This is a genomic window from Streptomyces sp. NPDC050508 (assembly GCF_040655155.1).
Taxonomy (GTDB): Bacteria; Actinomycetota; Actinomycetes; order Streptomycetales; family Streptomycetaceae; genus Streptomyces.
In genome coordinates this window covers 131,346-149,461 of sequence record NZ_JBFAJJ010000008.1, presented here as the reverse complement: position 1 = coordinate 149,461, position 18,116 = coordinate 131,346, and the positions used below count along the sequence as shown (strand labels likewise).

Sequence of the window (18,116 nt, the reverse complement as noted above, 5' to 3'; positions counted from 1 at the left end):
GGGCCCTCGCGGACACGGCCCGTCACGCGATCGCACGGAAGCGCAGCAGCGCCTCCTGCGCGAACGAGGCGACCAAGGACCCCTGAGCGGTGAGCACATCGCCCCGGCCGTAGCAGCGGCCGTGGGCGAGCAGCGGGCTCCGGTGGCGCAGCAGAAGCCAGTCGTCCGTCGTGAAGGGGCGGTGGAACCACACCGTGTGAGCGGTGACGGCAGAGGTGAACGCCGTTCCCGACTCGTGCTGGGTGACTCCTTCGAGTGGTCGAAGCGCTGTACCGATCAGATTCAGATCGCTCGCGTACGCCGTCAACGCCGGGGCCAGCTCCGGAGCGACGGTCGGTGTGCGCATCCACAGGTCGTACTCGGGCGGCTCCGACTTCGGCGAATCCACGTCCACGGTGGCCCGGGTGTCCCAGGGAAGCAGCGAGAGATCCACGTCGTGTTCCGCTCCCGGTACCGAGGGCATCGGAAACGCGATCTGCTGGTCCGGGCCCTCCTCGCGGGAGTGCAGCGACACAGCCGCTACGGCCGCGACGCCCTGCGTCTGCCGCGCCACGACCGTCAACGTGGCGAAGGAACCGCCTTCATGATGACGCGTCACCTCGTACCGCACCGACTCCTGAGGCCGTCCCGCACGCGCGAACTGCACATGAAGGCTCTTGACCGCCTTGTCGGGGCAGGCCAGTTGGGCGGCGCGGACGCTCTGGGCGAGCAACTGCCCGCCGAAGATGCGGTGATAGCCGAGTTGTTGGTTGCGGCCCTCGAACACGGAGTCCGGCAGGGTGTCGAGGTCCAGGCAGGAGAGCAGGTCGCTCCACAGATCGGTCACTGATGTCACTCCTCGGTCGATCACAGGTGGACGAGCCGTGGCGCGGACCCGCCGGCCCGCAGCAGGGCCCCCGCCTCGTGCGTCAACTCCCGTGCGCTGCCCAGCAGTCCGTCCAGCACCATGGCCCGCCGGACGTGCCGGTGCAGATCGTGTTCGGCGGTGAATCCGATCCCGCCGAGCACCTGCTGGCAGTGCCGGGCCGCTGTCAGCGCCGCCTGCCCGGCCGCAGCCTTGGCCAGCAGCGCGCCCAGCTCGTCCGTGGCGGCCACCAGGGTCGCCTCGGCGCCGTCCAGCGCCACGAGGGTCTCGGCGAGCCGGTGCCGTACGGCCTGGAAGGAGGCGAGGGGGCGGCCGAACTGCACGCGGTCCACGGCGTGTTGGCGAGCCAGCGCGAGCATGGCGCGGCCGGTCCCGACCAGCCACCAGGCGAGCGCGACACGGCCGGCGGCGAGGGGGACGGGAGCTCCGACGGGCCCGGTGTGCAAGGGCAGTTCGGCGTCCAGCGTCGTGCCGGCGGCACCGTCACCGCGCTCCCAGACGACCCACGAACCACCCGTGAACGGCAGCGGCAGTGTGCCGCCGACCGGACGGCCCGCCGCGCTGAGCAGGACGTCGTTCAGGAGCGGCGCGTGGGCGCCCGTCTCGCCGAGCAGGCGGAAGGTGAGAGGCACGGCGATGTCCGGTTGCTCGGCGAGCAGTTCGGCCCAGCCCAGGTCGGTCAGGGCGGCATTCAGCGCCTGCCCCGACGCCGCCGTCATCGTCTTGCGCAGCGTCTCGGCGAGCAGATGCCGTTCGGCGGCGTCCACGGCTACTCCCTCCCCAGGTCGAGCAGTCGGCGCGCGATGATGTTCCGCTGGATCTCGGCCGTACCGCCGTAGATGGTCGCGGCCCGCGCGTACAGGTACTCCGAGCGCCACGGCGTGTCCGTCAACTCCAGTACGCCGGGCAGCAGATTCCGTACGGTCTCGAAGAGTTGCTGCTCGGCCGTGGCCAGCAGGACCTTGTCGACCGATGTCTCCGCGCCCAGGCGCTCACCCGCGGCCAGGCGTCGCTGGGTGGCGTGGGAGCGGCAGCGGACGGTGTGCAACGCCAGGTAGGCGGCGCCGAGTTCGGCGTCGTCCGGGATGTTCGTCTCGGCCAGCAGGCGGTCAAGTCGCGTGTAGAGATGGGCGATCCGGTGCCAGAAGCAGGAGGAGCGCTCGTGCGGGAGCAGGTCCATCGCCAACTGCCAGCCGTCGCCGGGGCGGCCGAGCATCCGCTCGGCGGGCACCATCACATCGTCGAAGAACACCTCGGCGAACTCGTCCACGCCGTGCATCGTGCGCAGCGGCCGGACGGTGATGCCGGGGGTGTCCATGTCGACGAAGAACGCGGTGATCCCGTTGTGGCCCGGCGCGGTGCGGGTCAACAGGACACAGCGGGCCGCGAATTGGGCGAGGCTCGTCCACACCTTCTGGCCGCTGATCTCCCAGTGGTCGCCGCGCGGCACGGCCCGGGTGGTGAGGGAGGCGAGGTCGCTGCCCGAACCCGGCTCGGAGAAGCCCTGGCACCACTGCTCGCGCCCGCTCAGCAACCGCGGGACCATCTCGGCGGCCAGCGCGGGAGGGGCGTACGAGATCATCGTCGGGGCGAGGACCTCGATCATCGAGTAGATCCCCGGCTCGGCCAACTCCCTTGTGGCGACCTCCTCACCGAGCACCGCCCTCAGCACCGCGGGCCCGCCGAGCCCCCTCACCTCGGCGGGCCAGCCGTACCGCATCCAGTCCGCGTCGAACAACGCCCGGCGAACCCGGGCCAGTTGGGCGACCTGGGCGTCCAGGGAGTGGTCGGGGCCGGGGGACAGGTCGTGCTCGTCCAGCCAGGCGCGCAGGCCCGAGCGGAAGTCGGCGACGTTCATGTTCCCGGCCGCTGAGGCGACGTTCATGTACCTGGGCGCTGATAGGCGTGCGGGCGGCCGGAGTCGTGTGCTCCGCTGCGGCGGATGAACGTCATGGCCCGCGTGCGCAGCCGCCAGCCCTCGTCCGTGCGGACGTAGGTGTCGTTGTAGTAGCCGATCCGCAGGTCGTGCGTGGAGTGGTCGACGAAGCAGAGCGGCTGGCTGCCGGTCGCCGTGTCGCCGGACAGGTCGACGGCGGGCGTCCCCGTGAGGAACAGCCCTTTGGGTGCGGCGGCCACGAGCGCCGGGAACTCGTCGAGGCCGTAGGAGTCCCCGAAGGCGCTGTACGTGCCGTCGGGCGTGAAGACCGCCAGCACCCCGTCCAGGTCACCGCGGGTCATGCACACCGCGTAGCGGGCGAGGAGCTGCTGGATCTCCATCAGGTCGTCGGTCGGACCAGGGGGAGGAGCCGGAACGGGCAAGGAGGACAAGGACTTTCCACCCTTCACCATGAGTGAGAATGGCATTCTCTCAGATGAGTGGCAGATTTCCATGGTGGGTGAGGCGACGTCAACAGTCTCTGTCTGAATGGTTGATTCTCCGTAGATGAGAAGCTAGTTTCCAGCGATGGAGAGGGGAGATCCGACACGATGGACCAGTTCCTCACCTTCGGGATCGTCGGCCTGAGCACGGCCGCGATCTATGCCGTCATCGGCAGTGGGCTCGTGCTCACCTACACCACCACCGGCGTGTTCAACTTCGCGCACGGCGCGGCCGGCATGCTGTCCGCGTTCATGTACTGGCAGCTGACCGTCGGCTGGGGCTGGCCCGTTCCGGTCGCCCTGGCCGTGGTGCTGCTCGTGCTCGCCCCGGGCTTCGGGCTGCTCGTGGAGCGGTTCGTCCTACGACCCGTCCAGGCCCTCGGCGAAGCCGAACGGCTCGTCATGACGGTCGCGCTGCTCAGCGGACTCATCGCGGCCGCGCGCTGGATCTGGGACCCGAACGTGGCGCGGCCCCTGCCGATGTTCTTCGCCGCCCGCAAGCCCATCCACCTCGGCCCGGCCGTCATCACCTGGCACCAGGCCATCACCATGGCGGTGGCCGTCGCCGTCGCCGTCGGCCTGCGCATCCTGCTCTACCGGACCCGCGCCGGAGCCGAGATGCGCGCTGCCGTCGACGACCGGGCACTCGTCGGCCTCACCGGCGCCGATCCGGTCCGGGCAGGCCGGGTCTCCTGGATCCTCGGCACCCAACTGGCCGCGATCGGCGGCATCTTGATCGCCCCGACCGTCACCCTGGACGCCGCCCAGCTGTCCCTGCTGATCGTCAGCGCCTACACCGCGGCCGTCTTCGGCAGGCTGCGCAGCCTGCCGCTCACCTTCCTCGGCGCCGTCGTCGTCGGCTGCATGGAGAGCTATCTCACCGGCTACCTGCCGCAGAACGAGTACCTCCCCGGACTACGGCTCGCCGCCCCCGCCCTGCTGCTCTTCCTCGCCCTCCTGGTCTTCCCGCACCGACGCCTGCGCGGGCGTGAACGACGGCTGGCCCGCGTCCCGGTACCGAGCGCGCGCGGCACACTCGTGTTCGCCGCGGTCGTCATCGCCTTCGGCGCGGTACTGGCCTCCCTGCTCGGAGAAGCCGACCTGATCACCTACGGAGCGATCTTCTCGCTGGGCGTGGTGGCACTCTCGTACGTCCCGCTCGCGGGGTACGCCGGACAGGTCTCCCTGTGCCAGCTGAGCATGGCCGGCATCGGCGCGGTCGTCTGGGGACACCTCGGTGCCCACGGCCAGCTGTGGGCCCTCGGCGCTGCGATCCTCGTCTCGGCGGCGGCCGGAGCGCTGGTCGCACTGCCCGCACTGCGACTCTCCGGCGTGTATCTCGCCCTGGGGACAGCCGCGTTCGCCGTGATCCTCGACCGGTGGATCTTCACCATCCCGGCGTTCCACGTCTTCGGCCTGCGGATCGCCCTGTTCGACCAGGGCTCGGTCGACGTCTCCGGTCCCCACCTCTTCGGCCTACGTCTCGACAGCGGGCGGGAGTTGATGGTGTTCGCCGCCGTCTGCCTCGCCCTCGCCTCCATCGGTGTGGCGACCCTGCGCCGCAGCCGCTTCGGACGGCGACTGATCGCCCTGCGCGACAGCGAGGCCGCGTACGCCACCCTCGGCGGCAACCTGCTGGTCGCCAAGGTCGCCGTGTTCGCCCTCGCCTCCGGCATCGCCGGACTCGGCGGAGCACTGTACGGAATGCAGCAACGCACCGTCACCGCCGACCAGTTCAGCCTCATCGCCGGCCTGCCCATCTTCCTCGTCGCCGTGATCGGCGGACTCGGCGCAGTCGGCAACGGGCTCTTCGCCGGCACCGCCTTCGTCGCCCCGACGAACGCCCTGATCGCCATCGCCCCCGGCACCGCGAACCTGGTCGCCCTGCTCCCCGGCCTCGCCGGTGTCGGACTCGGCCACAACCCCGACGGCATCGTCTCCCGCTTCCGCCGCCAGTGGGAGCCCCTCGCCCGCGACCGCATCGCCCTGCCCGCCCTGCTCTGCGCCCTGGCACTGGCCTGGGCACTGCGCTTCACCGACGTGATCAACGACTGGACGTACTACGGCGGTTCACTGCTTCTCGCCCTGGCACTCCGCGCCTGGGCTGACGCCCGGCAGGCCGAACCGGGCGAGCCGGAGATCCCCGTCGAGTGGTGGGGACTACGGCGCGACTGGCGCCCCGAGGACGAGGAGGTGCTGGCCCGTGGCGTCGCTGCAGGTTAGCGGAGTGACCGTCTCCTTCGGCGGAAACCGCGCTCTCGACGGGGTCGCCCTGACCGCCGAGGCAGGCAGGGTCACCGGACTCATCGGACCCAACGGGGCAGGCAAGAGCACCCTGTTCGACGTCGCCTCCGGACTGCGCAGGCCCTCCTCGGGACAGGTCCGGCTGGACGGCCGGGACGTCACCAGGGCCAGGCCCTCCGCGCGAGCCCGGCACGGACTGGCCCGCACCTTCCAGCGCCTGGAACTGTTCGGCCGGCTCAGCGTGCGCGACAACCTGCTCGTCGCTGCGGAACTCGGACCCGAACGCCGCCGGGCCGAGCGGGTCGTCACCGAGATCCTGCACCGCCTGGGGCTCACCGGCCTTGCCGACACGTCACCCGATGCCCTCCCTACCGGAGTCGGCCGTCTCGTCGAGGTGGGAAGAGCGCTCGCGATCCGGCCGAAGGTGCTTCTCCTCGACGAACCCGCCGCCGGACAGGACGCGGAGGAGACCGAACGCTTCGCGGAACTCCTGCGCGCCCTCACCGAGGACGGAACCGCCGTCGTCCTCGTCGAGCACGACATGAGCCTCGTGATGGCCGTCTGCGACGAGGTGTACGTCCTCGACCTCGGCAAGATCATCGCCGTCGGCCCGCCCGAGGTGATCCGCAGCGACGAAACGGTTCTCGCCGCCTACCTGGGGGACGCGTGAGCGCACTTCTTGAACTGCGCGGCATCCGCGCCGCCCACGAACGCATCACCGTCCTGCACGGCGTCGACCTCGACGTCGCCGCCGGACAGGTGGTCGCCCTGCTCGGCCCGAACGGCGCAGGAAAGACCACCACCCTGCGCGTCGCCGCCGGAGTCCACCCCGTCGAATCGGGCCAACTCGTGCTCGGCGGACGGGACATGACCGGCGCCGCTCCCCGCGACCTGGCCCGTGCCGGAGTCTGCCTCATCCCCGAAGGACGAGGCGTCTTCCCGAACCTGTCCGTCCGCGACAACCTCCTCATGATGACCTTCACCGGCCGCAGCCGAGACGAGATCGAGGAGTTCGCGTTCGCCCGCTTCCCCGTCCTCGCCAAGCGCGCCGGACAGGCGGCAGGCACCCTCTCCGGCGGCGAACAGCAGATGCTCGCCCTCGCCCGCGGCCTCGCCACCGACCCCGCCGTACTGCTCCTCGACGAACTCTCCATGGGCCTCGCCCCGTTGGTCGTCGGCCGGCTCTACGAGCAGGTCGGCGAAATCGCCAGGCAGGGCGTCGCCGTGCTGGTCGTCGAGCAGTTCGCCGCCGCAGTCCTCGACATCTGCGACCACGCCGCCGTCCTCGTACGCGGCAGGGTCGAACGGCAGGGCCACCCCGACGGCGGCTTGCGTGCCGAACTGTCCGCTCTCTACCTGGGGAGTTCCACATGACGTCCACCGAGACGCGAGCGGACCGCTTCGTCCGCGAACTCACCGTCCTGAAAATCCCCGACCCCGCCGCCGGAAGGGCCGCTCTCTGGCTGCGCGCGGGCGCCGCCCTGATGACGATCGGCGTCGTCCTCGGCGTGTGCGCCTACTTCATCTCGCACAACACCAGCGATCCGCTGGTGCAGAACGACGCTCTCACGCTCGGCCTGGCCGCGGTCGCCGGAAGCGTCGTCGGTTCCGCACTCTTCCTGCGGTACTCGCTCACCGGCTTCCTGCGGTACTGGATGGCACGTCAGTCCTACGACGTGGAACTCCTCGCCGACCGCCTGCTCGAAAGGGAACTCCGCCATGACCCCACCGGCACCGACGCTGCACCCCGGTGACCAACTCGCCAGCACCGTCTGCGGCACCCGCGTCGTCGTCATCCGTGCACCCGCCGCCGCCCAGCCACAGCCCCAACTGGCCTGTGGCGGCAGCCCGTTGGTGCCCGTCGCCGACGCGCCCCCGGCGAAGCCCGGACCGGCCGGCACCACCACCCTCATCGGCAAGCGGTACGTCGACGCCACCGGGACGCTCGAACTCCTCTGCACCGCCTCCGGCGCGGGCGAACTCACCTGTGACGGCGCCCCCATGACCCTGAAGGCGGCCAAGCCGCTGCCCGCCTCCGACTGACCGACCCACCCCCGAAAGGAGCCGTCATGGACCGCGACGACCTCATCCTCATCAGCGTCGACGACCACATCATCGAACCCCCCGACATGTTCGTGAACCACCTCCCCGAGCGCTACAAGAAGGACGCGCCCCAACTGGTGCACCGGGACGACGGAACCGACGTGTGGCAGTTCGGCGGCGCCACCATCACCAACTCGGCGCTCAACGCGGTCGCCGGCCGGCCCAAGGAGGAGTACGGCGTCGAACCGCAGGGCCTCGACGAGATCCGCCCCGGCTGTTACGACGTGCACGAGCGGATCAAGGACATGAACGCGGGCGGCATTCTCGCGCAGATGAACTTCCCGTCCTTCCCCGGCTTCTCGGCCCGCCTGTTCGCCACCAAGGACGTGGACTTCTCCCTCGCACTCGTGCGGGCGTACAACGACTGGCACATCGACGAGTGGTGCGCCGCCTACCCGGGACGCTTCATCCCGATGGCCCTGCCCGCCATCTGGGACGCGGAGCTGTGCGCGGCCGAGGTGCGCCGGGTCGCCGAGAAGGGCGTTCACTCGCTCACCTTCACCGAGAACCCCGCCGTCCTCGGCTACCCGAGCTTCCACGACCCGTACTGGAACCCGCTGTGGCGCGCGCTGTCCGACACGGACACCGTCATGTCGGTACACATCGGCTCCTCCGGCAGGCTCGCCGTCCCGGCCGCCGACTCGCCGCCCGACGTGATGATCACGCTCCAGCCGATGAACATCGTCTCGGCCGCGGCCGACCTGCTCTGGTCGCCCCCGATCAAACAGTTCCCGAACCTGAAAATCGCCCTCTCGGAAGGCGGAACGGGCTGGATCCCGTACTTCCTGGAGCGCCTCGACCGCACCTACGAGATGCACTCCACCTGGACCCTCCAGGACTTCGGCGGCAAGCTGCCCTCCGAGGTCTTCCGTGAGCACTTCCTGACCTGCTTCATCACCGACAAGCTGGGCGTACGACTGCGCCACGACATCGGCATCGACAACATCTGCTGGGAGGGCGACTACCCGCACAGCGACTCCCTGTGGCCGGACGCCCCCGAGCAGCTGCACGACGTGCTGTCGAGCTGCGACGTCCCCGACGAGGACGCCCGGAAGATCACCTACGAGAACGCGATGCGCTGGTACTCCTTCGACCCCTTCGCCCACATCCCGCGCGAGCAGGCCACCGTGGGCGCGCTGCGCAAGGCGGCCGAGGGCCACGACGTGAGCACGCGCTCCCGCAGCCACCAACTCATCGAGCCCGCCGAGAAGTTGGAGGCCTTCCGTTCCAAGGCCCGGGCTGCCGTGGCGGCGGCCCGATGAGCGACCTGGTCCTGACGGAACGGACAGGGGCCGTCCTCGTGGCGACCCTGAACCGTCCGGAGGCCCGAAACGCCCTCAACCCGGAGCTGATCGACGAACTGTCAGCCGTGCTCCGGGAAGCGGACGCCGACCCGGCGGTCCGAGCGATCGTCCTCACGGGCGCCGGAACGGTCTTCTGCGCCGGCATGGACCTCAAGGCGTTCGCGAAGGGCGGCGGCAAGTTCGACGGCCTGGTGTGGTTCTTCCGCGAGGGCATCGCCACACCCGTGATCGCCGCCCTCAACGGCTCGGCACTCGCCGGCGGCTTCGAACTCGCCCTGGCCTGCGACCTGGTGGTCGCGGCGGAGGACGCCGAGCTGGGGATCGCGGAGGTCAAGCGGGGTCTGTTCGCAGCCGGAGGCGGTACGACCCTCGCCGACCGGGTGCCGCTGGCCGTCGCCCTGGAGATGGGGCTGACCGGCGACCTCGTCACCGCCGCGGACGCGAAGCAGTTCGGCCTGGTCAATCGCGCCGTTCCGGCAGGGCAGGTGCGGGAGGCGGCACTGACCCTGGCCGCACGTATCGCCGAGAACGGTCCTCTCGGCGTCGCGATGACGAAGAAGCTGATGCGAGAACGCCGTTGGGCCGAACCGGCGGAGGTCGAGTCGGTGTTCAGGAGCGCCGACGCGGCCGAGGGAGCACGGGCCTTCGCCGAACGCCGTGCGCCGGTGTGGACGGGGAAGTGACGGAACTCCGCAGTGCCCCCGGGGCCAGGGGCTGTTCCCGGGGACACCGGAGTGAGGATCGCCGTGCTCTGGTGAGGATCGTCGTGCTCAGTGCCGGAGGGCTTCCTGAGGATCCGAAGTCACGTCGTCCACCTCACTGATCGCGTCGACGAGCCCCCAGTGCAATGCCTCCCTGACGCTCAACTCCACCCCGGACAGGGCGAGATACGCCGTCCGCTCCCGACCGACCCGAACCGGAATGCTCGCCGTGCCACCCGCACCCGGAATCAGCCCCATCCCGATCTCCGGCAACCGGATCACCGTGTCCGGCGCGGCGACCACACGCCCCGCGAAGGCCGCGAGCTCGATCCCCGCGCCGACACACGCACCGTGCAGATGCGCGGTCACCCGGGGAGCACAACGGTGCAGCAGCGCGCCCGGACTGCGTTGGACCCGCACCAGATGGGCCTGCGCCGGATCACGCGACGTACCGAACTCGGCGAGGTCGCCTCCGCCGCAGAAGGCAGGACCGTTGCCGTACAGATCGACTCGGCCGATCGACGGGTCGGCCACGGCCACCTGGAGCGCCTCGCACAGCGCGTCCCGCGTCGCCGCGTCGAACGCGTTGCGCACCCAGGGCCGGTCGAGGGTGATGGACAACCGGGGGCCCTCGCGGTCGAGCCGTACGGGGGTCTCGGCCGGGCGGGGTGTGCGTCGGGGAGCAGTGGCCAGCCAAGCCCGGAAGCCCGCTCCACCCTGAAGTGTCGAGTACGCGAGGGATTCGAGAATCAGCCTGTCGGGGATCGAGAGCCCGGCGCCCATGCGCAGCACCTGGATCAGCGCGGCGGACGCGGCGGGCCGAGTCTCGACGATGTGACCCAGCTGCCGGGCTGTGGCATGCGGATCCGCGCACCCCACCCACGGCCCGGGCGGATCGGGGACACCGGTGAGCAGGATGTCGAACCCCTCGACCGCATCCTTGGGTTCCGCGGCCACGCCGACCACGACACGGTCACGATCGTGTACCTCCGCTTCGGACGCGGACGCGGACGCGGGGGCGTGGTCGAGGTCGACGATCACGAAGAGCGACTCCACTGTGATCTCCCTCCAGGAGTGAACCGGAGTGTAATTTGAGATCGCCTTTGGAGAGAAGGGGGTTCGGCTCATGGAGAATGTCGCTCTCCAATCCTGGATGGACTCCGTAGATCCGGTCCTGGCCCCCCTCGCCGAGGTCGCCGGCTCCTTCACCGACCTGACGGGCGTGCCGGTCGACCTGCCGAGCGCTCTGTTTCTACGGGCCCGACTGGCCGGTCTGGAACGCCCGGGAAGGACATCGGCCAACGGCTCCTGTCACCTCCTCCACACCGCCGACGGGTGGGCCGCCGTGAACTTGGCCCGCCCCGACGACCTGGCCGCCGTACCCGCACTGCTGGCGCTCCTCGGCTCACCGGGGGACAGCGGGGGTCTGCATGCGGCGGCACGAGGGGTCACAGCGGCGGAACTGGCCGATGCCGCGCAGTTGCTCGGCATCGCCGCCGCGGTACGGGGATCGGCCCGAGGTGTACGGCCTGCGGTTCGCGCCGAGCGGTGGGGTGAACGGCGGGTCCGCGCGATGGCCGACATACGGATCGTCGACTTCTCCGCGCTCTGGGCGGGACCGCTGTGCGCGCGGCTGCTCGGGCTGGCGGGTGCACGGGTGGTGAAGGTGGAAAGCGCTACGAGACCGGACGGCGCGCGCTTCGGGACGCCCGCCTTCTACCGCTGGCTGCACGACGAGCACGACAACGTGGTCGTGGATTTCGCTCCCGGCGCGCTGGACGAGCTCGTCGCGGAGGCCGACGTCGTCATCGAGGCGTCGCGACCGCGTGCGTTGCGCCGCCTTGGCCTTCGCGCCGAGGAGTTCCTCGCCGCCCGGCCCGGCCGGGTTTGGGTCGGCATCACCGGATACGGACGCGAGAACGACCGTATCGCCTTCGGAGACGACGCTGCCGTGGCCGGCGGTCTGACCGGCGCCGACCCGAACGGCGACCCCGTCTTTCTCGGTGACGCGCTCGCCGATCCCGTCACCGGCGTTTTCGCCGCCCACGCAGCGGCCCGTTCCCTTGCCGAGGGAGGCGGAGAACTGCTCTGCGTCTCCATGGCGGCCTGTGCCGCGACACTCGCGGACGCCCGTACCGGGACCCACCGGCCGTGCTGATCAGAAACGTGGAGGTGGAGGGCCACGGAGCGGTGGTGGACGTACGGATCGACGGCGGGCGGATCACCGAGATCGGCCCCGGGCTGACGGGGCCGAGTGATGTGGACGGTCGGGGCGGTGCGTTGTTGCCGGGCCTGCACGACCACCACGTTCACCTCGCGGCGCTGGCCGCCGAAGCCGCCTCCGTGCGCGTCGGACCGAAGGACCTGCGAGGCCGTACGGCGCTTGCGGCGGCCTTGGCCGGTGGACCGCCGGGGGAGTGGGTGCGGGCCGTCGGCTACCACGAGAGCGTCGCGGGGGAGTTGGACCGATGGGTGCTCGACGCGCTCGCGCCCGATTGCCCGGTGCGGGTGCAACATCGCACCGGTGCGCTGTGGGTGTGGAACAGTGCCGCGCTCCGGGCGGCCGGGCTGGAGGGCGACGGGCGGTTCTGGCGTGAGGACGAGCGGCTGCGCGGGTTCGTGCCGCCAATTCGGTTGGATCTGGAGGGTGTTGGGCGGCGGGCGGCGGCGCTCGGCGTCACCGGGTTCACCAACGCCGACCCGCATCCCGCGAGCGGGCTCACCCAGATGCTGTCCGTCCTCCCGCAACGGCTCCTGGTGATGGGCGTCGACGAGCCCGTGAAGTTGATGCTCGACGACCCGACACTCCCCACCCCCGCCCAACTCGCCCGCACCATATGGGAGATCAGACCCCGGCCGGTCGCGGTGCACTGCGTGACCCGGGTGCAGCTGCTCGTGACGCTGCTCGCCCTGGACGAGGTGGGACCGGCCGACGGTGACCGGATCGAGCACGGGTCCGTGATCCCGCCCGAGACGATCCCGTGGCTGCGGCGGCTCGGGGTGACGGTCGTGACCCAGCCGCACTTCCCGGTGGAGCGGGGCGCTGCGTACGCCACCGACGTGGACGCCGACGACCGCCCTCACCTCTACCGTTGCCGGACTCTCATCGAGGCGGGAGTTCCGCTCGCCGCCGGCACCGACGCGCCGTACGGCACCTCGGACCCCTGGGCGGTCATGCGGGCCGCCACCGAACGCGATGACGCGGAACGACTCCAACCCCGGGCGGCGCTACGGCTGTTCACCGGTGAGCCACAACACCCGGCGCGGACACGCCGGTTGACGGTCGGGTCGGCCGCCGATCTGTGCCTGCTCCACGTACCGCTCCGAGAGGCTCTCCACGCACTGTCCGGGGAACTGGTCCGTACCGCCTACGTGGCCGGCCGACGCATCAGCCCCTGGTGACCTACACGCTGTATCCGCCGTCAACTCCCAACGCCTGCCCGGTGATGAACCCGGCCCGGTCCGAGGCGAGGAACGCGACCGCCTCCGCGATGTCGCTCGCATCGCCGAAACGGCGCAGCGGGATGTTGCGCCGGGTGACGGCGAGCGCGGCCTCGTCCAGCTCGCCGGAGCTGATCAGACGGCCGGCGATACCGTCGTTGAGCATGCCGGGTGCCACGCAGTTCACGCGGACGCCGTACCGGCCCTCCTCGGCGGCCAGCGCCCGGGCGACCGCCTCGACCGCGCCCTTCGCACCCGACGAGAGTCCGTCCCGTACCGGGAAGCGGCGGGTGGCGACGGTCGTCACGGCGACGATGCTGCCCCGGCTCTCGCGCAGCAACGGCAGTGCGGGATGCACCAGGTTGAAGAACGCCACGGCGTCGCCTTCGAGTTGGGCGCGGTACTCGCTCGGCGACACCTTGCTCAGGTGTCTCATCGGTACGTGCGGGCCCGCCGCGTACACCAGCGTGTGGATGCCACCGGCCGTCTCGGACACCGCCTCGGCCGTGGCGGACTCGTCGGTCAAGTCCAGTCGTAGCGAACGCACTTGACGGCCCAGCTTCGTGACCTCGGCGGCCACCGCGTCGGCCGCCTCCTGGTTGGCGCGGTAGGTGAGGACGATGTCGCTGCCCCGCTCGGCGAGGAGTCGGACGATCGTCGCACCGATACCGCCCGAGCCGCCCGCCACGAACGCGACACCTGGTCTGCTGGAGAAGTCCGGCACCGTGACCGCCTCACAATCCGAGGGACTTGGCGATGATGACCTTCATGACCTCGCTGGTCCCGGCATAGATGCGGGTGATGCGTGCGTCCGCATAGAGCCGGGCGATGGGGTATTCCAGCATGTAGCCGTAGCCGCCGAACAGTTGCAGGCAGCGGTCGACCGCCCGGGCCTGCATCTCGGTACAGAACAGCTTGACCTTCGCGGCGTCGGGACCGCTCAGTTCCCCGGCGACGAGTTCGAGCACCGCCCGGTCCAGCATCGCCTGCGCGGCCTCGATCTCGGCGGCCACCGCGGCGAGTTCGAACTTGGTGTTCTGGAAGGACGCGACCGTCTTCCCGAACGCCTTGCGCTCCTTGACGTACGCGATCGTCGTGTCCATGGCCGCCCGTGCCTGCGCGACCGAGCCGACCGCGACGGTCATGCGCTCCTGCGGCAGGTTGTTGCCCAGGTAGCCGAAGGCGGCGCCCTCCTCGCCGAGCCGGTTGGCGACCGGGACCCGTACGTCGTCGAAGGCCAACTCCACCGTGTCCTGCGCCTTGATGCCCAGCTTGTGCAGCACCCGGCCGCGCGTGAAGCCGGGCATGCCGTCCTCGACGACCAGCAGGGTGAGCCCGGCGCGGCGGTTGTCCGGGTCGGCCGACGTACGGGCCACGACGATGACCAGGTCGGCGAGCAGGCCGCCGGTGATGAAGGTCTTCGCGCCGTTGAGAACATACGCATCCCCGTCGCGCACGGCGGTCGTACGGATCCCGGCGAGATCGGATCCGGTGCCCGGCTCGGTCATCGCGATGGCGGTCAGCAGCTTCCCGGACGCCAGGCCGGGGAACCAGCGCTCGCGCTGATCCCGGTCGGCGTACGTGAGGAAGTACGGCAGGACGACGTCGAGTTGAGTGCGCACCGTGCCCAGCGTCACCAGGGCGCGGGCCGACTCCTCCTGGAGGACGACGTTGTAGCGGTAGTCGGCGAGACCCGTACCGCCGTACTCCTCGGGGACCGCCATGCCCAACAGGCCCAGCGAGCCCAGCTGTTCGAAGAGCGCGCGAGGGAGTCGGCCGGTCTCCTCCCACTCGGCGTAGTGGGGGACCACCTCTTTGGCGATGAAGTCCCGCGCGAGCCGGCGGAACTCCTCGTGGTCGTCGGTGAAGACGTCTCGGCGCACAACATCCCCTGTCAGGAAGCGAGTTCGACGACGGTGGCGTTGGCGGTGCCGCCGCCCTCGCACATGGTCTGCAGGCCGTAGCGGATCCCGTGGTCCCGCATGTGGTGGATCATCCGTGTCATCAGGACGGCACCCGACGCGCCGAGCGGATGCCCGAGCGCGATGGCGCTGCCGAGCGGGTTGAGCAGCGCCGGGTCCGCGCCGGTCTCGGCCAGCCAGGCGAGCGGGATCGGCGCGAAGGCCTCGTTGACCTCGAAGACGCCGACCTCGGAGAGTCCCACTCCCGCCTTGCGGAGCACCTTCTCGGTCGCCGGGATCGGCCCGGTCAGCATGAGGACCGGATCGGAACCGGTGACCACGCCCGCCCGATAGCGCACGATCGGCGTCAGCCCCAGCTCACGGGCCTTCTCCGGGGTCGTCACCAGCAGGGCCGCCGCACCGTCGGAGATCTGGGAGGAGTTGCCCGCGTGGATCACCCCGTCCTCCTGGAAGGATGGTTTGAGCTTCGCGAGAGTGTCGACGCTCGTACCGCGCCGTATGCCCTCGTCTGCGGTCACCGTGTTCGTGCCGTCGGTCACCGGCACGATCTGCGCGTCGAACGCCCCGCCGTCCTGTGCGACCGCCGCCCGCTCGTGCGACAGCGCCGCGAACTCGTCGAGCACACCCCGACCCAGCCCCCACTTCTGCGCGATCTTCTCGGCCGAGACACCCTGGTTGAAGGAGAAACCCCCATAACGGGCGAGTACTTGGGGGCCGTACGGCGTCCCGCCGGTCCGCGCCGCCCCGAGCGGCACCCGGCTCATCACCTCGACGCCGCCCGCCACCACGACGTCCTGCTGACCGGACATGACCGCCTGGGCGGCGAAGTCCAGCGCCTGCTGGCTCGACCCGCAGGCGCGGTTGACCGTGGTTCCGGGGATGGTCTCGGGCCAGCCCGCGGCCAGTACCGCGTAGCGGCCGATGTTGCTCGACTGGTCGCCCAGCTGGCCCACGCAGCCCCACACCACGTCGTCGACCACCTCGGGGTCAAGACCCGTGCGGTCGACGAGGGCGTTCAGGACGACGGCGGAGAGGTCGGCCGCGTGCACACCTGCCAGCCCGCCGTTCCGTTTGCCGACGGCGGTGCGGACCGCCTCCACCACCACTGCCTCACGTATCACATGTCCTCCGTAGCTTTCGGCGCGGCCGTTCCTGGCACCGCTGTTCCCGGCACCGTCCAACGCCCCGTGTAGCGAGGCGGGCGCTTCTCCACGAAGGCGGCATACGCCTCCGGGACGTCTGCCGTGGCGAAGTTCATGGCCTGTGCCCGCGCCTCGCCGGCAAGGGCCTCGCGCAGGGTGCGATCGGCGTTCTCATTGAGGAGTGCCTTGTTCTGGGCGAGCGCGACAGGCGCTCCGTCCACCAGCCGGGCGGCCAGGTCGTCCACGAAGCCGTCGATCTTGTCGGCGTCCACGACCCACGTCACCAGGTTCAGTGCCCGTGCCTCCTCGGCGTCGATCGTCTCGGCCAGCAGTACGAGCCGCTTGGCCTGCTGCAACCCGACCAGCTTCGGCAACAGCCACGAGCCGCCGCAGTCCAGGGACAGGGCGCGGCGCGCGAAGATCTGCGAGAACGTGGTTTCCGGAGTGGCCACGACGAAGTCGCAGCCCAGAGCGAGGTTCCAACCCGCGCCGACCGCCACCCCGTTCACCTTGGCGATGGTGGGGATCGGCAACTCGTGCAGCAGCAGCGTGACCTCGCTCAGGGTCCGCATCCGATACAGGGGATGTTCGCTGCTGACACCCTTGCGGATGTCGGCCCCGGAGCAGAACGCACCGTCGGCACCGGTCAGGACCAGCGCGCGCACCGTACGGTCGCCGCCCGCCGCGGAGAGTGCCGTGCGCAGGGCGTCCCACAGCTCTGCGTCGATCGCGTTCTTGCGGTGCGGCCGGTTCAGGGTGAGGGTCCGAACGCCGTCGGTGTCGCTCGTCAGGAGAACCGGATGAACCGGCCGCTCACTCATCGCACCGCCCCCTGCGCCCGGAGAAGGGCGATCTCCTCTTCGGCGAGGCCGAGTTCGGCGAGTACGGCGTCGGTGTGCTGACCGAGAGCGGGAATCGCGCCCATCGGTGGGTCGTACCCGGCGATGACCGGGGGCGGCAGCAGCGCCGGGACCGGACCGGACGGCGTGCCGATCTCGCGCCACCGGTCGCGGGCCCGCAGATGAGGGTGGGCGATGACGTCGCTGGGCGTGTTGTAGCGGGAGTTGCCGATCCCGGCCGCGTCCGCGCGCTGCTGCACCTCGGCGAGGTCGTGGCGGGCGCACCAGGCGGAGATCTCCGGCTCCAGCACGGCACGGTGTTCCACCCGTCCGGCGTTGCTTCGGAAGCGCGGGTCGTCCGCCAGGTCGGGTCGGTCGATCAACTCCCGTGCCAGGCGCTGCCATTCAGGGTCGTTCGTCGTGCCGAGGACCACGGTGTGCCCGTCGGCGGTGCGATGGGCGCCGTACGGTGCGACGGCGGGGGAGCTCATGCCGAGCGGCTGTTGGTCGATGCCGGAGTGACGGGTGTAGGTGAGCGGATACCCCATGAGTTCCGTCATCGTGTCGAACAGGCTCACCGCGACGGACGAGGCCGCGGGCCCCACCCCGCGTTCCCTGCCGCACAGCAGCGCGACGACCGACAGGGCGGCGTACAGGCCGCTGCACACGTCGGCCACCGGAGGTCCCGGCTTGGCCGGTGCTCCGGGATGGCCCGTCACCGCACAGGCACCTGATTCGGCCTGTACGAGGAGGTCGTAGGCGCGCTTGTGGGAGAGCGGGCCGCCGGGGCCGTAGCCGTCGATCTCGACGGCGACGAGATCGGGGTGACGGGTCCTCAAGTCCTCGGGGGAGATGCCGAGTTTGGCCGTGATGCCGGGCGTGAGGTTGGAGACGAGGACGTCGGCGCGCTCCAGCAGACGGTGCAGCACACTCATGCCGCCGGGTGTCTTCAGGTCCACCGCCACCGACTCCTTGCCCCGGTTGACCCAGACGAAGTGCGCGCCCAACCCCTTGACCACGTCGTCGAAGTGGCGGGCGAAGTCGCCGCCCTGGGGGTTCTCCACCTTGATCACGCGGGCGCCGAAGTCGCCGAGCGTCCGGGTGCACATGGGCGCCGAGATCGCCTGCTCCAGCGCCACCACGGTGATTCCGGCCAGCGGCCCGGTCGTTGTCATG

At 70.6% G+C, this 18,116-nt stretch carries 19 protein-coding genes; 9 read left to right on the top strand and 10 right to left on the bottom strand.

Annotation, left to right across the window (positions count from 1 at the left end; all coding sequences use genetic code 11):
• Positions 1-22: 22 nt before the first annotated feature.
• The 4 genes from AB0I69_RS23750 to AB0I69_RS23735 are packed head-to-tail and all read right to left on the bottom strand — an operon-like array spanning position 23 to position 3,142.
• Positions 23-826 carry an acyl-CoA thioesterase domain-containing protein gene (locus tag AB0I69_RS23750; RefSeq protein WP_363097655.1) on the bottom strand — a complete coding sequence of 268 codons (804 nt, stop codon included), beginning with the start codon at positions 824-826 and terminating at the stop codon, positions 23-25.
• Positions 827-846: 20 nt separating this feature from the next.
• A complete protein-coding gene (locus AB0I69_RS23745) occupies positions 847-1,632 on the bottom strand; it encodes an acyl-CoA dehydrogenase family protein (RefSeq protein ID WP_363097654.1) in 786 nt (261 codons plus the stop codon).
• A 2-nt stretch (positions 1,633-1,634) separates the two neighbouring features.
• Positions 1,635-2,750, bottom strand: coding sequence for an acyl-CoA dehydrogenase family protein (locus AB0I69_RS23740; protein WP_363097653.1), 1,116 nt, complete (start codon positions 2,748-2,750; stop codon positions 1,635-1,637).
• Positions 2,747-3,142 (bottom strand): nuclear transport factor 2 family protein, encoded by a 396-nt coding sequence (locus tag AB0I69_RS23735; protein ID WP_363097652.1) that lies wholly within the window; start codon positions 3,140-3,142, stop codon positions 2,747-2,749. The genes AB0I69_RS23740 and AB0I69_RS23735 overlap by 4 nt, the downstream gene beginning before the upstream one ends.
• Positions 3,143-3,352: 210 nt before the next feature.
• Here AB0I69_RS23735 and AB0I69_RS23730 point away from each other — a divergent pair, with 210 nt between their 5' ends.
• Genes AB0I69_RS23730 through AB0I69_RS23700 form a run of 7 tightly spaced genes read left to right on the top strand, consistent with a single transcriptional unit; the run spans position 3,353 to position 9,578 of the window.
• Positions 3,353-5,467 carry an ABC transporter permease gene (locus AB0I69_RS23730; RefSeq protein WP_363097651.1) on the top strand — a complete coding sequence of 705 codons (2,115 nt, stop codon included), beginning with the start codon at positions 3,353-3,355 and terminating at the stop codon, positions 5,465-5,467.
• On the top strand, positions 5,448-6,158 hold the full coding sequence (locus AB0I69_RS23725) for an ABC transporter ATP-binding protein (protein WP_363097650.1): 711 nt from the start codon (positions 5,448-5,450) through the stop codon (positions 6,156-6,158). The genes AB0I69_RS23730 and AB0I69_RS23725 overlap by 20 nt, the downstream gene beginning before the upstream one ends.
• Positions 6,155-6,862, top strand: coding sequence for an ABC transporter ATP-binding protein (locus AB0I69_RS23720; protein WP_363097649.1), 708 nt, complete (start codon positions 6,155-6,157; stop codon positions 6,860-6,862). The genes AB0I69_RS23725 and AB0I69_RS23720 overlap by 4 nt, the downstream gene beginning before the upstream one ends.
• The gene (locus AB0I69_RS23715) at positions 6,859-7,242 is read left to right on the top strand and encodes a hypothetical protein (protein ID WP_043664093.1); all 384 of its coding nucleotides are present in this window, start codon (positions 6,859-6,861) and stop codon (positions 7,240-7,242) included. Before AB0I69_RS23720 ends, AB0I69_RS23715 begins: the two co-directional genes overlap by 4 nt.
• Positions 7,208-7,531 (top strand): hypothetical protein, encoded by a 324-nt coding sequence (locus AB0I69_RS23710; protein ID WP_363097648.1) that lies wholly within the window; start codon positions 7,208-7,210, stop codon positions 7,529-7,531. Before AB0I69_RS23715 ends, AB0I69_RS23710 begins: the two co-directional genes overlap by 35 nt.
• A 26-nt stretch (positions 7,532-7,557) precedes the next feature.
• Positions 7,558-8,853: an amidohydrolase family protein gene (locus tag AB0I69_RS23705; RefSeq protein ID WP_363097647.1), complete on the top strand. Its 1,296-nt coding sequence runs from the start codon at positions 7,558-7,560 to the stop codon at positions 8,851-8,853.
• Positions 8,850-9,578, top strand: coding sequence for an enoyl-CoA hydratase-related protein (locus tag AB0I69_RS23700; protein WP_363097646.1), 729 nt, complete (start codon positions 8,850-8,852; stop codon positions 9,576-9,578). Before AB0I69_RS23705 ends, AB0I69_RS23700 begins: the two co-directional genes overlap by 4 nt.
• Before the next feature lie 87 nt (positions 9,579-9,665).
• Here the strand turns inward: AB0I69_RS23700 and AB0I69_RS23695 are convergent, their stop codons facing one another.
• On the bottom strand, positions 9,666-10,652 hold the full coding sequence (locus AB0I69_RS23695; RefSeq protein ID WP_363097645.1) for an enoyl-CoA hydratase/isomerase family protein: 987 nt from the start codon (positions 10,650-10,652) through the stop codon (positions 9,666-9,668).
• 70 nt (positions 10,653-10,722) lie between these two features.
• Between AB0I69_RS23695 and AB0I69_RS23690 the strand changes: the two genes are divergently transcribed.
• Positions 10,723-11,754, top strand: coding sequence for a CoA transferase (locus tag AB0I69_RS23690; RefSeq protein WP_363097644.1), 1,032 nt, complete (start codon positions 10,723-10,725; stop codon positions 11,752-11,754).
• Entirely contained in the window at positions 11,748-12,998 is a 1,251-nt protein-coding gene (locus AB0I69_RS23685; protein ID WP_363097643.1) for an amidohydrolase family protein, read from the top strand. Before AB0I69_RS23690 ends, AB0I69_RS23685 begins: the two co-directional genes overlap by 7 nt.
• A gap of 1 nt (position 12,999) precedes the next feature.
• Here AB0I69_RS23685 and AB0I69_RS23680 read toward each other — a convergent pair whose 3' ends face one another.
• Genes AB0I69_RS23680 through AB0I69_RS23660 form a run of 5 tightly spaced genes read right to left on the bottom strand, consistent with a single transcriptional unit; the run spans position 13,000 to position 18,115 of the window.
• Positions 13,000-13,725, bottom strand: coding sequence for an SDR family oxidoreductase (locus AB0I69_RS23680; protein ID WP_363097919.1), 726 nt, complete (start codon positions 13,723-13,725; stop codon positions 13,000-13,002).
• Between the two features lie 46 nt (positions 13,726-13,771).
• A complete protein-coding gene (locus AB0I69_RS23675) occupies positions 13,772-14,920 on the bottom strand; it encodes an acyl-CoA dehydrogenase family protein (RefSeq protein ID WP_363097642.1) in 1,149 nt (382 codons plus the stop codon).
• An 11-nt stretch (positions 14,921-14,931) separates the two neighbouring features.
• Positions 14,932-16,077: a thiolase family protein gene (locus tag AB0I69_RS23670; RefSeq protein ID WP_363097918.1), complete on the bottom strand. Its 1,146-nt coding sequence runs from the start codon at positions 16,075-16,077 to the stop codon at positions 14,932-14,934.
• Positions 16,077-16,922 (bottom strand): enoyl-CoA hydratase-related protein, encoded by an 846-nt coding sequence (locus AB0I69_RS23665; RefSeq protein WP_363097641.1) that lies wholly within the window; start codon positions 16,920-16,922, stop codon positions 16,077-16,079. Before AB0I69_RS23665 ends, AB0I69_RS23670 begins: the two co-directional genes overlap by 1 nt.
• Positions 16,919-18,115 carry a CaiB/BaiF CoA-transferase family protein gene (locus AB0I69_RS23660; protein WP_363097640.1) on the bottom strand — a complete coding sequence of 399 codons (1,197 nt, stop codon included), beginning with the start codon at positions 18,113-18,115 and terminating at the stop codon, positions 16,919-16,921. Before AB0I69_RS23660 ends, AB0I69_RS23665 begins: the two co-directional genes overlap by 4 nt.
• Position 18,116 lies beyond the last annotated feature (1 nt).

Excerpts from the sequence above, each read along its gene's own strand:
- AB0I69_RS23660 (WP_363097640.1), bottom strand. The coding sequence starts at position 18,115 with ATGACAACGACCGGGCCGCTGGCCGGAATCACCGTGGTGGCGCTGGAG.
- AB0I69_RS23690 (WP_363097644.1), top strand. The coding sequence starts at position 10,723 with ATGGAGAATGTCGCTCTCCAATCCTGGATGGACTCCGTAGATCCGGTC.
- AB0I69_RS23710 (WP_363097648.1), top strand. The coding sequence starts at position 7,208 with ATGACCCCACCGGCACCGACGCTGCACCCCGGTGACCAACTCGCCAGC.
- AB0I69_RS23730 (WP_363097651.1), top strand. The coding sequence starts at position 3,353 with ATGGACCAGTTCCTCACCTTCGGGATCGTCGGCCTGAGCACGGCCGCG.
- AB0I69_RS23665 (WP_363097641.1), bottom strand. The coding sequence starts at position 16,922 with ATGAGTGAGCGGCCGGTTCATCCGGTTCTCCTGACGAGCGACACCGAC.
- AB0I69_RS23705 (WP_363097647.1), top strand. The coding sequence starts at position 7,558 with ATGGACCGCGACGACCTCATCCTCATCAGCGTCGACGACCACATCATC.
- AB0I69_RS23740 (WP_363097653.1), bottom strand. The coding sequence starts at position 2,750 with ATGAACGTCGCCTCAGCGGCCGGGAACATGAACGTCGCCGACTTCCGC.
- AB0I69_RS23700 (WP_363097646.1), top strand. The coding sequence starts at position 8,850 with ATGAGCGACCTGGTCCTGACGGAACGGACAGGGGCCGTCCTCGTGGCG.
- AB0I69_RS23715 (WP_043664093.1), top strand. The coding sequence starts at position 6,859 with ATGACGTCCACCGAGACGCGAGCGGACCGCTTCGTCCGCGAACTCACC.
- AB0I69_RS23735 (WP_363097652.1), bottom strand. The coding sequence starts at position 3,142 with ATGGAGATCCAGCAGCTCCTCGCCCGCTACGCGGTGTGCATGACCCGC.